Origin of the sequence: Autumnicola aciditolerans (assembly GCF_041679265.1) — a bacterium.
Lineage (GTDB): Bacteria > Bacteroidota > Bacteroidia > Flavobacteriales > Flavobacteriaceae > Autumnicola.
The window spans coordinates 218,949-234,281 of the sequence record NZ_JBGFSM010000008.1 but is presented as its reverse complement, the minus strand read 5'-3'; the positions used below and the strand labels follow the sequence as shown (position 1 = coordinate 234,281).

The following is a 15,333-nucleotide window of genomic DNA, read 5'->3' as shown; positions in this document are numbered from 1 at the left end:
GGTCTTTTTAATTCTGAAATCTACTAACATCAAAAACAAGTGCAGGTAAAAAAAGATGATCTTTATTTTCTTTTAAATCGGCTGTATTTTGCCATCAAAAATTTCACGTAAAAAACCTGCAAGGTTTTTTAAAACTTGCAGGGATTAGGACAATCCATTCTTAAACTTCTACATCTCATTAATTTTAAAGCACCTTATCCAGAGTGATAGGCAGTTCCCTTACCCGTTTTCCGGTGGCGTTATAAACTGCATTGGAAATTGCAGAAGCTACTCCAACAATACCTATTTCACCTAAGCCTTTAGCACCTAACGGATTTACAATATCATCCTGTTCTTCCACAAAAATCACGTCTATTTCTTTTACATCGGCCTGCACGGCAACGTGATATTCGGCTAAATTGGCGTTCATAATCCGGCCGTTGCGGCTGTCCATCATTCCTTCTTCTTCCAGCGCCATGCCAATCCCCCAGGTAACGCCACCAATGATCTGGCTTTCTGCCGTTTTAGGATTTATAATTCTCCCTCCCGCAATGGCATTAACCACCCGGGGAACACTAATCATCCCGGTATCTTTATCTACATGCACCTCTACCATTACACAGGAATGCGTATAACAGGAATAATTGCTACGGCTGTCTTCCGGCTGCGAATTTACCTGTACTTCAAGAGATTTTTTTGCTGCAGCTTTAATAACTTCAGCGTAAGATATTGCCTTACCATTCCCCAGGCTTATTTCACCATTTCCGAATGTGGCATCTTCAAAAAGCTTGCTTTCAAAGAGCTGCGGATGCGTTTGTACAGCAAGTTCAAATATTTTTTGCTGCAGGGCCGTACATACCATTTTTACTGCAGATCCTACCGAAGAAGCCGTCCAGGAGCCTCCTTCTATAGGCGCATCAGGAAGAGTTGAATCTCCAAGCTTAAATTCGACATTTTCCATAGAAATACCCAGCATTTCTGCGGCAATCTGGGACATAATGGTATAAGTTCCTGTACCAATATCGGCTGTACCCGAACTTACCGTAAGCTTTCCTTCGGCAGTAAGGATTGCTTTTGCTGAAGATGCCTTTTGCATGGCTTCCCATACTCCCGAAGCCATTCCATAGCCAACCATCTGATTTCCCTGCTGATTACTTCCCGGCTCTGCTTTTCTTTTATGCCAGCCAAATTTTTCCGCTGCTCTTTGATAACAGGCTTTTAGCTCCTTGCTGGAAAAAGGCTTATCTTCATTCTGATCTTTTTCCGCATAGTTAATAATCCGCAACTCCAGCGGATCTATACCGGCTTCAATCGCCAGTTCATCCATGGCACATTCCAGCGCATACATTCCTGTACTTCCACCCGGAGCACGCATATCCAGCGGGGTATAAACATCTACCGGTACTAATTGATAATCCAGCTCTACATTTTCACACTGGTACATGAGTCCGGACCAGTCTACCACAGTTTCATTAAATTTCTCGAACCTGGAGGTTTCTGCAAATGCCGTATGCCTTATAGAGGTTAGTTTTCCATTTTTATCTGCGGAAAGTTTTAGCCGTTGCAGGCAGGCAGGCCTGTGACCAAAACTGAACATCTGCGTTCTCGTCATTACCACTTTTACCGGAAGTTTGAGCGCTTTGGAAGCCATGGCAGCAAAAAACAGCTGGTACTGCGGCCTTAAACCGGAACCAAAAGCCCCACCAATAAAAGGAGAAATTACCCTTACCTTTTCTTTATCAAGATTAAATACTCCTGAAATATACTTCTGGCTACTGCCTACCCCCTGAATTTTATCATAAACAGTGAAGCTTCCCTCCTCCTCGTTCCATGATGCAACCGAGGCAAAAGGTTCCATGGGATTATGGTATTCCCGCGGCTGATAATATTCAGCTTCAATCTTTACGGTTGAAGAATCATAAGCATCTGCAGCGTTTCCCCGGGGCTCCGGAGGTTCCGGGACATCTTCATGGGTGGCGTTATCAAGATTCTGGCGAATATCAACTTCGCAAACTTCTTCATTGTCATATTCAATTTCTACAAGCCCGGCAGCAAAAGCCGCGGTTTCAAAAGTATCGGCCACCACCAGCGCAATCGGCTGGCCATTATAAAGAATATCTTCGTTATATAAAGGCCGGAACGGGCTTCCCGGGGGGGCTAGCGGATCTGAATAATCGGAGTTTATTTTAACTTCTACTGGGACATTCTCATGAGTAAATATTTCCCGCACTCCTGGAACCTGAAGGGCTTTCTCTTTTTTTACAGCAGTTATTTTGCCTTTTGGTATCGTGCTGTTAATCACATACCCATGCACCAGGTCTGCCGGATTAAATTCGGCAATATACGGTGCCTGCCCGGTTACTTTTTTTATGCCATCAACCCTTCTGGTAGATTTTCCAATATAGTTTGTATCTGCTATCATTTTACTTTTCAATTGCTTCGGTTAGTGCTCTTACAATGGTCTTTTTAGCCAGTTCTATCTTAAAATCATTATCTCCATGGCCGGTAGCGCCTTCCATGAGTTCTTCCGCAAGAGATTCAAAATTCCTGGGGCTGGCTGGTTTTCCGTAGAAATTTTTCTCCACCTCCGGCTTTCTCCAGGGTTTATGGGCCACTCCTCCCAGAGCAACACGAATATCTTTTATATTGTCTCCTTCCAGTTCTACTGCGGCAGCTACAGAAACCAGCGCAAACGCATAAGAAGGCCTGTCGCGGACTTTTAAATAGGCATAATTTTCAGCAAAACCCTTTTGCGGCAGCTCTATTCCCGTTATCAATTCTCCTTTTTTAAGATTTGTTTCAATTTGCGGGGTATCACCCGGTAAGCGATGAAATTCAAGAATTGGAATTTTACGGTCCTCTTCCCTGCCGGCCACTTTAATCGTTGCATCCAGGGCGGCCAGTGCCACCGCCATATCTGAAGGATGGGTGGCAATACAATGCTCGCTTTCCCCTAAAATGGCATGGATACGGTTAAAACCTTCTAAAGCAGCACAACCGCTCCCGGGTTCGCGTTTATTACAGGGAGTGGAAGTATCATAAAAATAATAGCAGCGGGTTCGCTGCAAAAGATTGCCGCCATTTGTGGCCATGTTGCGCAGTTGCGCTGAAGCCGCAGAGAGCATGGCTTTAGATAACAAAGGATATCTTTTTGTAACCTCCTCATGATAAGCGGTATCTGCATTGGTAGCCGTAGCGCCCAAAAGCAATCCTCCATCTGCCGTAGCTTCAATTTTGGAAAGATCCAGACGGTTAATATCTATAAGATGATCTGGGTTTTCCACCCGGTACTTCATAAGGTCCAAAAGGTTTGTCCCTCCACCTATAAAATTTACCTTCTGCTCCTGGTTAAATGCCTTGTCAACTGCTGATTCTATGTTTTCTGCCCGACTAAAAGAAATATTGTTCATATTTAAAATTTTATAGTGAAGATGTTCCTTCGGTTCCTTTTTCCAGCATTTCTTCCACCGCTTTATAAATATTGGCATAGGCGCCGCACCGGCATATATTGCCGCTCATAAGGTCCCGTATTTCTTCAGGGTTGCTGCCTTTTTTCATATTCAGCAGGCCTACTGTAGAACAAATCTGGCCGGGGGTGCAATAGCCGCACTGGAAAGCGTCATGTTCAATAAAAGCCTCCTGTACGGGATGTAAATTATCACCGTTGGCAAGCCCTTCTATGGTAGTTATTTCTTTATCAGTTTGCATTGCAGCCAGTGTAAGGCATGAATTTATATGTTTCCCGTTTACAAGAACAGTACAGGCGCCGCACTGGCCATGGTCACAACCTTTTTTAGTGCCGGTTAACTGCAGGTGTTCACGAAGCGCATCAAGCAGCGTGGTCCACGGAGAAATTTGCAATGTTATGTCTCTTCCGTTAATATTAAGTTCTACGGAAGTCTTTTCAGGATGTTTTGATAATTCCATTTTTACAGGTTTGGTTAGTCTGAAGAAACCATCTAATCTAAAATTTGATGATTTAACTTCTGAAGTTAAGAATTATTCCTGCTTTGAAAATGGATTAGTAGTACCTTAATATTTTTTTATGATTCGTAGAATGAAAATGCTCTTATCATGAATTGTATAAAATCAGCCTTAATTTTTCTTTTTGCTCAGCTTTTTTACCAGCTCCTCTTTGTCCATTTTAGAGCGGCCGCTAATACCTTCCTTCCTGCCCATATCATAAAGCTCCTCTTTATTTTTTTCACGCAGCCCTTCCTTATTATCAGAATATTGTTTTTCACTGCCTTTGTTGCCTTTGCCTTTTACATGCTCCAGGATTTTTTCTTTTGAAAGTTTTTTGCTCTCCCTAATCAGCTTTTTTTGTGTATCGCTTTTTGTGGGGAGGCCTTCAGGCAGGATAAGTTCACGAAATTTATTCCCGTCTTCCATAAACAAGTGCCTCATATCCTGAAACTCCGGGTCATCCTGAAAATCGGCATAATAATATTTCCCTTTGGAAAGGCTGGATTGTTTCTTATGATCTTCATCTGAAAGTACGATCACATCTCCTTTTTGCCCTTCCACCAGGGCATAAAAATCTTTATCGTCTAGGTTCAAAATTTGATTGCCGTGTGTTGTCCTGAACAATTCATGTTTTCCCTCTTTTTTTAATTTTCCTCTCATCAACTAAGATTTTATTAAACTAATTCTAAAAAATACGGGGAGATTTCCGGGTTTTCCGGTACATATAAATTTTAAAAATTTCAGGAGCAGCGAAAATATTAGGTTTAAAAATTTTCACAACAATCGCCGGAACAGGAAAGGCTCTTACTCCTGGCATTTTCAAAAGCTTCTTTTCCTTCCTTCCACGCATACCAGGCGATTCCTAGGCTGCCTATTGCATCTATATAGGGAATTTGCCAAATTTGATAAACCAGGCTTGAAAACAGTAATATAAAAGACAAATAAAAACAGGTTTTAGTACATTTTGCATCTGAAATTATAGGATCACTATCCAACTTTTTTCCGACTTTCATTTTTTCAACATAAAGAAAATACATGGTGAGGATAGAGATTCCGGCCACAATAATTCCGGCAAGCGTAGTTTCTGGTTGAGAGCGGTTAAATATAGAAATCCCTGCTCCCACCAGGAGCCCAGCCACCAAAATATAAAAAGCGGTACCGGTAATCTTTAGGGCGGTTACTTCAAATTTGTCCCGCTCCATAATACTACTCCTTTTCATACGGTAAATCATGTGGGCTATTCCAATCCCGGAAATCACTTCCACAAAGCTGTCCAGGCCAAACCCGAAGAGTGCAAGCGTCTCGTCACTGGCTCCAAAAAAGGTGGAAATAACTCCTTCAGCTATATTGTAGGCAATAGTAATCGCGCTCAATACCATTGCATAATGCAGTGCCTTTTGAGGTTTTACCGGGGTGCCTGACGCTATTCTTCCCTGTTTTTCCATCATTCTTAAAGCTTTTTATTAATGCTCTTTTAAATCCTGATAAGGTTTATATTCTCTATCCCCAAATTCTTTTTCGATTTGAAGGGTGGTATGGCTTATCTCAAATTTATCATGCAATTGTTCCCGGATATTATAGATGAACTGGTCCTCATGCCCATCAGGAACCACAAGATGGGCAGAAAGTGCCGTCTCTGTGGTACTCATAGCCCAAATGTGCAAATCGTGGACTTCTTCTACCCCCTTGATATTTTCCAGGAAGTTCTGCACCTCATCAAAATCGATATTTTTAGGCACCGCATCAATCGCGATTTTTACAGAGTCCCTCAACAATCCCCAGGCACTGTATAATATTACAATTACAATTACCAGGCTTAATGCAGGATCAATCCAGGTTAAACCGGTATGCTTAATTGCCAGTCCGCCCAGCAGCACGCCTAAGGTCACTCCTGCGTCTGCAGCCATATGCAGGAATGCGCCACGTATGTTTAAATCGCCTTTCTGGCCTTTCCAAAACAGGAATGCCGTTGCCGTGTTTACCACCAGCCCAATAGCGGCCACGATCATCACCAGGTTTCCGGAAATCTCTGCCGGGCTCTGAAACTTGCGAACAGCATCCCAGGCGATGAGGCCTGCGGCTGCAATAATAATTAACCCATTGATCATGGAGGCCAGAATAGTTGTTTTCCGTAAGCCGTAGGTATATCTTTTAGATGGCCTTTTTGTGGCTATTTTAATTGCGGCCCAGGCTAAAATAAGGCTAAAGACATCGCTGGCATTATGCCCTGCATCTGCCAGCAGTGCAGAAGAATTTGCCAAAAATCCGTAATAAAGTTCTACCACCACGTAAATGGTGTTCAAGGCTATGCCTATTCCAAAAGCCTTTCCATGGTGCTGTGAACCGTGGGAATGATCGTGTGCCATAATTAATTAAATTAATCCATTCTTAATTCCATCTTTTTGTAGCGCTATAAACATTTTCTCCGTAAGCTATTGAAATTCAGGGGTATTCTGCTGCCCTTTTCTCCCAATTCTTTTCATTTATACAATACATTCTTCTATAATTGTAAAATATGGAACGAATCCGGCGTAATCCCCGGCAGCATTTAAAGGTGGTAAGATATAAACTGAAAGCTTGCACAGGAAGTGCATTTATTTTTAGCTGCAATTATCACATATTCCTTTTAATACCAGATTGGCATCTTCGGCAATATAGCCTTTGGGCAGGTTGATATGCGGAATTTTATGCTCGGTTAAACATACCGTCTCACCGCAACTGGTACAATAAAAATGAATATGAAGGTCCTGGTCTATTTCGCAATTGCAGCCTGGTTCGCACAAGGCATATTTCGGTGTACCAGTGCCGTCATCAATCTGGTGCGCAACCCCATTATCTTCAAAGGTCTTGATGGTCCTGTATAGGGTGGTGCGTTCTGCTTTTATAAAGGCATTTTCAATTTCCGTCAGGGCCACAGCGCGCTTCGTTTTTCTCATAAATTTATAAATGAGGATACGCATGGCTGTTGGGCGCACATTATGTTTGTTTAAAAGTGTTTCAATATCTTCCATTCAAAATAGCTCTGTTTTATTTTTCTTTAATGGCTCTGCAATACTGCTACGGAAAAACCTTTTACATGGTAAAGATAAATGATGTCCCGGAGCAGGTTTTTCTATTTTCAAGAAAAATTATTACCATTTTCCCTTTCGTTCAGATCAATGCCCGTGTTCAGCTTCCCCCTTTTTCATTTCTGAAATGAGATAATAGGCTTTGTTAAGTACCACTTTTTCGCCAGGAGGCAATGCTGTGAGCAATTTAATCTCTACCCAGCCATCATCTTCCTGCCCTGTTACTACTTTTACCGGGCTTAATGACCACATTTCCCCACCAGCCTCCGTCACTCTTTTAGCGGTGAAAATGTAGGGTTCTCCATCTTCGGTTATAACCGCTTCTTCGGGAAGTGCAAACACCTTTTCTTCAGATGAGGCTATTTTAGCCCTAAGGTACATCCCCGGCAAAAGTGTGCCCTGCTTGTTTTCTATTTCAGCGTGAACGTGCACTGCTCTGGGATTTTCTTCAAAAGTCTTGCCTATGGAATAAATTTTAGCGATTAGGCTGGTTTCGGGCAGCGATTCAATTTTTAACTCCACTTTTTGCCCTTCTTTTAGTTTGTTAACGTCTTTTTCATACACCATCAGGTCTGCATGAATATGTTCAACATTTACCACCTCAAACATTTCTGTTTGCTGCCGGACAAACTGGCCTACCTTGATATTTACTTTTTCCACATAGCCACCAATCGGACTAACCACGGGCACCTGATTATAAACATTGCCGTTCCTGAGGCGATCCAGATTCAAATTTAATAATTGAAGCTGTGATTCCAGCCCTTTTACCATTCCCTTTATACTGTTGTATTCAGATTCTGTTTCCTGAAATTTCCTTCCGGAAGTTACCTCTGCATCATACAGGCGTTGCTGGCGGTTATATTCTTTTTTCAGGAAGTTCATCCGGTGGTAAGCATTGGAATATTCGGTTTGCAGCCTGACGAGATCGGGATGGCTTAGATATCCCAGCACACTCCCTTTACTTACCTTTTCACCCTCAATAACCTTAATACTCGTAACATTCGCTCCAATAATTGCGGTAATGGCGGCCTCATTTTGAGGTGGCACTTCCAGCCGGCCATTGGCTTCTACAATGCCCGTAAGGCTTTTAACCGGCAGGCTATCCACCTTCAGTCCCATTGCATTAAATTTTTGGTGGGAAAGATGCAGTTTTTTATTCTCTAATCCTGCGTTTTCTGCTTCAGGTCTCCCCTGTTTTTCAGCCAATGCCGTTTCGTTTTGTTCTTCTTGCCCGGCATTCGATTTTTCCTTTTTACAGGAGTTTAAACTGAATACAACCAGGGCTGCGTAAAAACTTGTTTTTATATTGAAATCCATAGCTTTTGAATTTATTGTTTAGCGGAATTAAGGAAAAATTCCAGTTCGTATTTTGATTGCAGGTAATTGTTAAGTGCGTCCCAGGATTGGCTCTCTATAGCAATTGCATCGCGAACACTCTGAAGAAAGGTGGTATAATCTATCCCACCTTCTTTATAGGCAAAAACCGCCCCGTTCCGTTGTTCTTTAGCGAGGGGTAGCGCTTCCTGCTGATAGTACTGCCAGGATTCCAGCCATTTTAGATATTGCTGTTTTAAATCCTGATATTTAGAATTCACCTGAAGCTGCTTTTCCCTCAAATTCTGCTCGGCAATCTGGTTTTTAATTTTGGAAGATTGCAGCTGGCCGAGTTCTGGAGCAAAAAACAGCGGAATGGATATTCCCACCTGGAAATTAAAAAAACCATCCTGGCCGGCAATTTTTTGCCGGCCATACTGGGCGTTTAATTTTGGAAAAAATGCTTTGGTATTCAAATTCCGCCGGGCATTGGCCACCTCTTTTTGTTGCTGGTAATAAGTAATAGCCGGATGATTAGATAGGGATTCCTGCCGCTGCATTACAGGAGTATCTATTTTATCTACATCTGCCTCTGCAACCGTGTAAGGGCCGCCACTTGCCAGCCACAGGTTTAATTTCTGAAGATTGGCCATGTAATCCCGATAGACCTGCATCTTCTGAAGGCTTACCTGCCGGGCCTGGTTAACAGCAGCTAAATATTCAAGTTTTGAAGATGCTTCGGTTTCAAAACGTATTCTGGCAGCCCGTTCAAAATCGCTAAAGATAGAATCCAGTTTTACATACAACTGGTATTTTCTTCGGGAAGTATAAGCATTGCCCCAGGCCTTGCTCACTTCCCGCTCCACCTGAAGGGAAGTAAGATCCAGCACCGCTTTGCTCAACGCGACTTTTTGGTTTTGCAGCTTATTTTTGGCACCTATGCTAAAGACCTCTATATTCTGCTGTTGTATCCCTATGGTGGTATAAATACCTTCATTAGCTGTTCCATTGTCCGGAAGTTCTTCGCCGCCCGTAAAAATTTGGGTGGTCCCAAAATCCCAGGCAGTTTTTTCAAGGGCTTCCTGGCTCTTAATTTCCAGTTTGGCGGCTTTTATCCCGGGGTAACTGGCCTTAGCTTTTTGTACCGCCTGCCTTAAAGAAATAGGGGTAAAATCCTGGTCGACTTTAAGGCTGTCCTGCTCAATGAAATTTTGATGGAACTTATCCTGCGTTTGCGCATTTAAATTTGTAGGAAAAGCCATTGCCCCAATGCCCAGAGCAAGCGCAATAAATGCTGGATTGATGGTAAAATTATCCGAAATACCATTCTTGTTTTTTCCGGAATTTTCCACAATACTATACAAAATGGGAACTATTATAAGACTCAGCAAAGTCGCGGTTATCAGGCCTCCAATGACTACAGTTGCCAAAGGCCGCTGTACCGAAGCCCCTGCCCCGTGGGAAAGTGCCATTGGAAAAAAGCCCATTATCGCCGCCAGTGCCGTTAAAAAAATGGGGCGGATGCGTTCCTGCGTACCCATTAAAATTCGTTCCCGTATATCTGTAACCCCTTCTTCTTTCAGGGAATTCAATCTGCTAATAAGCACCAGGCCGTTTAAAACCGCCACTCCAAACAGGACGATAAACCCAACCCCGGCTGAAATACTAAAAGGCATCCCGCGAAGGGCAAGGGCAAAAATTCCGCCAATAGCGGCTAAAGGGACCGCCATGTAGATCATTACTGACTGTAAAATTGAACCCAATGCAAAATAGAGCAACAGGAAGATTAGTGCCAGGGCGATAGGTACCACAATGGTTAATCGCTCTTTTGCCCGTTGCAGGTTCTCAAAGGCACCACCATATTCAATGTGATAGCCGGGAGGCAGGTCTAATTCCGCATCTAATTTCGCCTGAATATCATTAACCATGGACTCCACATCACGCCCACGTACATTAACCCCCACGTAAATTCTACGTGAAGTGTTGTCTCTTGAAATTTGCATAGGGCCTGGCTGGTAACTTATTTCAGCCACCTCTTTAACAGGAATCTGGTTTCCCCCAGGTAAATCTATCAAGAGATTTTTAAGGTCCCTGATATCCCGGCGATGTTCCTTATCTAATCTTACCACCATATCAAAGCGTTTTTCGCCTTCAAAAATGACCCCTGCGGTACCTCCGGCAAACGCGGTGCTTATATACCGGTTGAGTTTCTGAATATTAAGGCCATATTGGGCCACCTTTCTCCGGTTAAAGCGCACCGTCATCTGCGGCAATCCAGAAGTGGCCTCTAAATTCACATCGCCGGCACCGGGGATTGTCTTTATAATATTAGCCATTTTGGCCGCTTTTTGGGAAAGTACATCCAGATCTTCACCATAAAGTTTAATAGCCACATCTTCCCGCACGCCCGTTAGCAATTCATTAAAACGGAGTTCAACAGGCTGGCTGAAGACGAAATTGACCCCGGGAACAACCGCTAACTCTTCTTTTATTTTTTCAATTAATTTCTCTTTTGTTTCTGCGGAAGTCCAATTCTCCTTGTTCTTGTCTAGTATGATATAAGTATCGGCAATATCCATTGGCATGGGATCTGTCGGGATATCGGCCACGCCAATCCTGGCTACCATAGTTTTTACTTCAGGGAAATTATCCAGCACGATATTTTCTATTTCTTTTGAAGTCTCAATAGACTCACTTAACGAACTTCCCGGCCTTAACAGTGCCTGCATAGCAATATCACCTTCATCAATACTGGGAATAAATTCACCTCCCATTTTGCTGAATGTAAATCCCGCGCCTACCAGCAAAATAACTGCGACAATCAATATGATCATGCGGTGGCTCAGGGATTTCAGGAGAACCGGCCGGTAGCCGTTATTAATCCGGTTCATCATCCCATTGCTGAAACCGGAAATCTTCCCTTCAACTTTATGAAACCAGTTCCTCTTGTTGCTAACCGGCTTCATGGTAAGCGAAGTGATCATCGGTACATAAGTAAGACATAAAATTATTGCCCCCAGAACCGCAAAACCAAAGGTAAAGGCCATTGGCCGAAACATTTTTCCTTCAATCCCTGTCAAAAACAGAATAGGAGTAAAAACAATCAGGATGATAATCTGTCCAAAAAACGCCGAATTCATCACCGTACTGCTCGCCTCGTAAACTACCTTATCCATTTGCGGCTGATCAAATTTCTTTTTTCCCGCTTTTATCCGTTTCTCGATTTCGTGAACGGTGCCTTCAACAATAATCACCGCACCATCTACAATTATCCCAAAATCTATCGCGCCCAGGGACATTAAATTGGCCCATACCCCAAAGGCTTTCATCAAAATAAAAGCGAATAACAGCGAAAGTGGGATAAGCGACGCCGTAACCAGCCCGCCACGAAAACTCCCCAGGAGCAGCACCAGGACGAAAATCACAATAAGCGCACCTTCAATTAAATTTTTCTCTATAGTCGCCGTAGTTCTGCCAATAAGTTCGCTTCTATCTAAAAAAGGAACAATCTTCAAACCTTCCGGCAGTGATTTTTGCACTTCTTTTATGCGCTCCCTCACCGTATTGACCACGGAATTTGGATTGTCACCCCGAAGCATTAATACCATTCCTCCCACAGCCTCATGGCCATCCTGGGTAAAAGCCCCGTAACGCACCTGGTTTCCAAAATCCACTTTTTCAGCTACGTCTTTAATCAGCACAGGGAGCCCGTTTTCATTTTTTATCACAATTTGTCTAATATCATCCAGCGAACGCGCCAGGCCTTCCCCACGAATAAAATTGGCCATCTTATTTTTTTCGATGTAAGCGCCGCCCGTATTCACGTTGTTTTCCTGAAGGGCATCAAAAACCTCCGTCATGGTGACCTCCATCGCGTTGAGCCTGGCGGGATCTATAGCAATTTCATACTGCTTAATCTTTCCTCCAAAGGCATTAACTTCCACCACGCCTTCAGTAAGGGCCAGTTGCCGTTTTACGATCCAGTCCTGGATGGTCCGTAATTCCGTAGGGGAATATTTATCTTCGTAGCCTTTCTCAGGTTTCAAGGTGTATTGATAGATTTCCCCAAGACCAGTGGTAATAGGTCCCATTGCAGGGCTACCAAACTGTTCCGGAATTTCAGCTTTTACTTCGTTAAGTTTTTCAGAGATTAATTGCCGGGGCAGGTAGGTGCCCATCTCGTCTTTAAATACAATGGTTACCACCGAAAGCCCAAAGCGGGAAACAGAGCGAATTTCGGTCACGCCCGGGAGGTTAGCCATGGCCAGCTCCACGGGGTAGGTTACAAATTGCTCGATATCTTCAGTAGCCAAATTGGGAGATTGGGTAATTACCTGTACCTGGTTATTAGTAATATCGGGCTGTGCCCCCAGATTGATGGTAGCCATTGAATAAAGGCCCACACCAACAAGGGCAAGTACTAACAGTCCCACAACAAGCTTGTTCTGTATAGAAAAAGCTATGATCTTGTTAATCATAGAAAGAAAAAATTTAATTCAGTTTTTAATAATAGAAATGAGGTCAAAAATGGATTTGACCTTTAAGAATTGGATATAACTATCTATCCTGCTGAATTAAATCCTGGGAGGGTCTAAAAGGGAATGTAAAGACTCTTCGCCAATATCATCAAAATGAAGAAAGCCTGTTGAAGCTATTTGCGCACTAACCGGCCTGAAATTAACCGCACCAAAATCCACTATATGAACATGGCAGCAATGACAGGTACAAAAAGGAGGGCAAAGGTCTGAAGCAGTATGATTATGGTCTAACCCTGAAACCGATATCAATTCGGTTTGGGAGTTATGGGAAACAACATCACTAGCAACATCTGTACATGGAAACATGTTAAGTGCTAACACGTAAATGGCAAATATGTGTACTAATAATTTCACGCCACAAAGATAATAAAATTGCAATGCACAGGCTGTGCAAAAAACCAATGCCTGTTATGGCATAAAATAGTTTCTGAATAATAATGGTAAGAAACATAACCTACTGCTTTGGAAAAACGTTAGAAATAATTTCTGAAAAAATCAATTTCCAGCAATTAAATTTTAACTTTGAATCAAATGCACGGGGTGCCGTAAAAAGCTGAGAAATACCCGAAACCTGATATGGATAATGCCAACGTAGGGATGCAGTATTAAAATATTTCCATTTTAAACTCCATTCTGTCTGGTAAAAATCAGGTCGCAGAATGGATTTTTTGTTTAAAATAATTAAAATGGAAATAGAAAAAAAGGATTTTCAGTTACTTCCAAAAACACAGCAAAACTGGCAGGAAAGGCCGGAATGGTTTTTTAACCGTGAACATACCGATACTTACGAACAATGGTACGAAGGAAGGTACAAAAGAGCTGAAGTCTGGCAGAAAAAAGTCATGGAGCAACTGGTATCCAAAGATACCAGGGTAAAAACACTTCTGGAATTTGGATGTGGCACCACCCGCTTTACCAGGTGGTGGAAAGAAATAGGAATCGAAGCTACCGGCGGCGACATATCCCCGTTGATGCTCTCACAGGCCATTAATCTTTTTGACGGGGATCTGGTGATGGCAGATTCCCATAATATGCCTTTTAAAGACAACACCTTCGATTCCCTTGCTTTTATCACCACTTTTGAATATTACAAAGACCCGGTAAAAGTTGTCAGGGAAGCAGCCAGAGTCGGCCGTTATGGTATCGCTATGGGCATGATGAACAGGAATTCTCCCAAAGTTGCCCGGAGGAGGATCCAGGAAATATTCGGAAAGAACCCGTTTTACCTTACCGCTACTTTTTATACGCCAAAAAAGCTTACCGCTATTATTAATGAAGCTTTGCAGGGCCGTGAATATGCTATTGAATGGTCCTGCACCGGACTTCCAAAATGGTTTCCCGTACAACAATGGAGCCTGCCTTACGGGGATTTCTTCGGACTTTATGTGAAATTTAATGATGTGGACCAATGAGCAAGGATACCGGTAAAATTGAAAATGATATTTTTGAAGACGTGATTTTCCATAACTGCGGATTTCCTCGCAGGGAAGTGAGTGTTGGTCCCGGCTTTGGCGTAGATGTTTCGTTGGTAGATTTGCAAAACGGAATGGCCATGGCTTCAACCAGTGACCCGCTTTCGCTTATCCCTTCTTTGGGATTGCGGGAATCGGCATGGCTATCGGTTCATCTTATGGCCAATGATATGGCTACCACAGGATTCGCACCCATGTATGCACAGTTTGTGCTGAACCTTCCGGGAAATTTTCCGCAGGAAGATTTTAAAATCTACTGGGAATACATTCACAAATTCTGCAAAGAAATTGGAACCGCGATCACCGGCGGCCATACGGGTTTTATTGAAGGCCAGAATTCCACTATTGCCGGCGGGGGGACTTTTACAACAATAGCTCCTAAAAAAGATATTCTGGTATCAAAAAACGCCACGCCCGGAGATGTGATTTTAGTCACAAAAACATGTGCGATTTCTTCCTCTTCCATTCTTGGGATGAGTTTTCCTGAAACGGTGAAAAACAAGCTGGGCAAAGAAGTTTTTGAAGACAGCTGCAGTATGTTTTACCAGACCACTTCTTTAAAAGATGCCCTTGCAGCCGCAGGAAAAGAACAAAAAAACAAGGACATTACTGCCATGCACGATGTTACCGAAGGCGGCGTGCTGGGAGCGATCTACGAACTTTCCAAAGCCTGTGGACATGGCGCCAGGATTGAAAACCATTTGCTGCCCATAGGCCATACGCAACAGGAGATATGCAAACTGTTTTCTATAGACCCGCGATACAGCATTGGTGCCGGCGCTATGCTTATTACCTGTAAAAAAGGAACTGAAAAAGAGGTTATAGAAAGGCTTAGAAAAGAAGAGGTTGCCTGTACCGCCGTGGGTGAAGTAACCACCAAAGAAGAGGGAATTAAACTTGTTGAAAATGGCGAAAGCAAAGATTTATCCTATTTTGAAAAGGACCCTTACTGGGCGGCATTTTTTAAAGCCTATAATGAAAAATGGAAGTAGCACC

At 42.9% G+C, this 15,333-nt stretch carries 12 protein-coding genes and 1 riboswitch; of the genes, 2 read left to right on the top strand and 10 right to left on the bottom strand.

Features of this window, described 5'->3' with window-relative positions:
* Positions 1-184: 184 nt before the first annotated feature.
* The 10 genes from AB8M93_RS10970 to AB8M93_RS10925 form a co-directional block, all read right to left on the bottom strand.
* Positions 185-2,401, bottom strand: coding sequence for a xanthine dehydrogenase family protein molybdopterin-binding subunit (locus AB8M93_RS10970; RefSeq protein WP_373057628.1), 2,217 nt, complete (start codon positions 2,399-2,401; stop codon positions 185-187).
* 1 nt (position 2,402) lies between these two features.
* Positions 2,403-3,389, bottom strand: coding sequence for an FAD binding domain-containing protein (locus AB8M93_RS10965; RefSeq protein WP_373057627.1), 987 nt, complete (start codon positions 3,387-3,389; stop codon positions 2,403-2,405).
* Between the two features lie 10 nt (positions 3,390-3,399).
* A complete protein-coding gene (locus tag AB8M93_RS10960; RefSeq protein WP_373057626.1) occupies positions 3,400-3,906 on the bottom strand; it encodes a (2Fe-2S)-binding protein in 507 nt (168 codons plus the stop codon).
* Positions 3,907-4,074: 168 nt separating this feature from the next.
* Positions 4,075-4,605: a hypothetical protein gene (locus tag AB8M93_RS10955; RefSeq protein ID WP_373057625.1), complete on the bottom strand. Its 531-nt coding sequence runs from the start codon at positions 4,603-4,605 to the stop codon at positions 4,075-4,077.
* A gap of 104 nt (positions 4,606-4,709) precedes the next feature.
* On the bottom strand, positions 4,710-5,393 hold the full coding sequence (locus AB8M93_RS10950; protein ID WP_373057624.1) for a cation efflux transmembrane domain-containing protein: 684 nt from the start codon (positions 5,391-5,393) through the stop codon (positions 4,710-4,712).
* A gap of 15 nt (positions 5,394-5,408) precedes the next feature.
* A complete protein-coding gene (locus AB8M93_RS10945) occupies positions 5,409-6,311 on the bottom strand; it encodes a cation diffusion facilitator family transporter (protein WP_373057623.1) in 903 nt (300 codons plus the stop codon).
* Between the two features lie 234 nt (positions 6,312-6,545).
* Complete coding sequence (locus AB8M93_RS10940; RefSeq protein ID WP_373057622.1) at positions 6,546-6,956, bottom strand: Fur family transcriptional regulator; 411 nt, start codon at positions 6,954-6,956, stop codon at positions 6,546-6,548.
* 144 nt (positions 6,957-7,100) lie between these two features.
* Positions 7,101-8,330: an efflux RND transporter periplasmic adaptor subunit gene (locus AB8M93_RS10935; RefSeq protein WP_373057621.1), complete on the bottom strand. Its 1,230-nt coding sequence runs from the start codon at positions 8,328-8,330 to the stop codon at positions 7,101-7,103.
* A gap of 11 nt (positions 8,331-8,341) precedes the next feature.
* Positions 8,342-12,805 (bottom strand): CusA/CzcA family heavy metal efflux RND transporter, encoded by a 4,464-nt coding sequence (locus AB8M93_RS10930; RefSeq protein ID WP_373057620.1) that lies wholly within the window; start codon positions 12,803-12,805, stop codon positions 8,342-8,344.
* Between the two features lie 96 nt (positions 12,806-12,901).
* Positions 12,902-13,219 (bottom strand): DUF6660 family protein, encoded by a 318-nt coding sequence (locus AB8M93_RS10925; protein ID WP_373057619.1) that lies wholly within the window; start codon positions 13,217-13,219, stop codon positions 12,902-12,904.
* A 172-nt stretch (positions 13,220-13,391) separates the two neighbouring features.
* Positions 13,392-13,480: riboswitch (TPP riboswitch) on the top strand.
* A gap of 71 nt (positions 13,481-13,551) precedes the next feature.
* Here AB8M93_RS10925 and AB8M93_RS10920 point away from each other — a divergent pair.
* Both AB8M93_RS10920 and AB8M93_RS10915 read left to right on the top strand, forming a co-directional pair.
* Positions 13,552-14,277, top strand: coding sequence for a class I SAM-dependent methyltransferase (locus tag AB8M93_RS10920; protein WP_373057618.1), 726 nt, complete (start codon positions 13,552-13,554; stop codon positions 14,275-14,277).
* A complete protein-coding gene (locus AB8M93_RS10915) occupies positions 14,274-15,329 on the top strand; it encodes an AIR synthase family protein (RefSeq protein WP_373057617.1) in 1,056 nt (351 codons plus the stop codon). The genes AB8M93_RS10920 and AB8M93_RS10915 overlap by 4 nt, the downstream gene beginning before the upstream one ends.
* The last annotated feature ends 4 nt before the right edge of the window (positions 15,330-15,333 follow it).

Bases quoted from the DNA above. Each gene is read 5' to 3' on its own strand.
- AB8M93_RS10960 (WP_373057626.1), bottom strand. From the start codon at position 3,906: ATGGAATTATCAAAACATCCTGAAAAGACTTCCGTAGAACTTAATATT.
- AB8M93_RS10915 (WP_373057617.1), top strand. From the start codon at position 14,274: ATGAGCAAGGATACCGGTAAAATTGAAAATGATATTTTTGAAGACGTG.
- AB8M93_RS10920 (WP_373057618.1), top strand. From the start codon at position 13,552: ATGGAAATAGAAAAAAAGGATTTTCAGTTACTTCCAAAAACACAGCAA.
- AB8M93_RS10965 (WP_373057627.1), bottom strand. From the start codon at position 3,389: ATGAACAATATTTCTTTTAGTCGGGCAGAAAACATAGAATCAGCAGTT.
- AB8M93_RS10950 (WP_373057624.1), bottom strand. From the start codon at position 5,393: ATGATGGAAAAACAGGGAAGAATAGCGTCAGGCACCCCGGTAAAACCT.
- AB8M93_RS10930 (WP_373057620.1), bottom strand. From the start codon at position 12,805: ATGATTAACAAGATCATAGCTTTTTCTATACAGAACAAGCTTGTTGTG.
- AB8M93_RS10940 (WP_373057622.1), bottom strand. From the start codon at position 6,956: ATGGAAGATATTGAAACACTTTTAAACAAACATAATGTGCGCCCAACA.
- AB8M93_RS10935 (WP_373057621.1), bottom strand. From the start codon at position 8,330: ATGGATTTCAATATAAAAACAAGTTTTTACGCAGCCCTGGTTGTATTC.
- AB8M93_RS10945 (WP_373057623.1), bottom strand. From the start codon at position 6,311: ATGGCACACGATCATTCCCACGGTTCACAGCACCATGGAAAGGCTTTT.
- AB8M93_RS10955 (WP_373057625.1), bottom strand. From the start codon at position 4,605: ATGAGAGGAAAATTAAAAAAAGAGGGAAAACATGAATTGTTCAGGACA.
- AB8M93_RS10970 (WP_373057628.1), bottom strand. From the start codon at position 2,401: ATGATAGCAGATACAAACTATATTGGAAAATCTACCAGAAGGGTTGAT.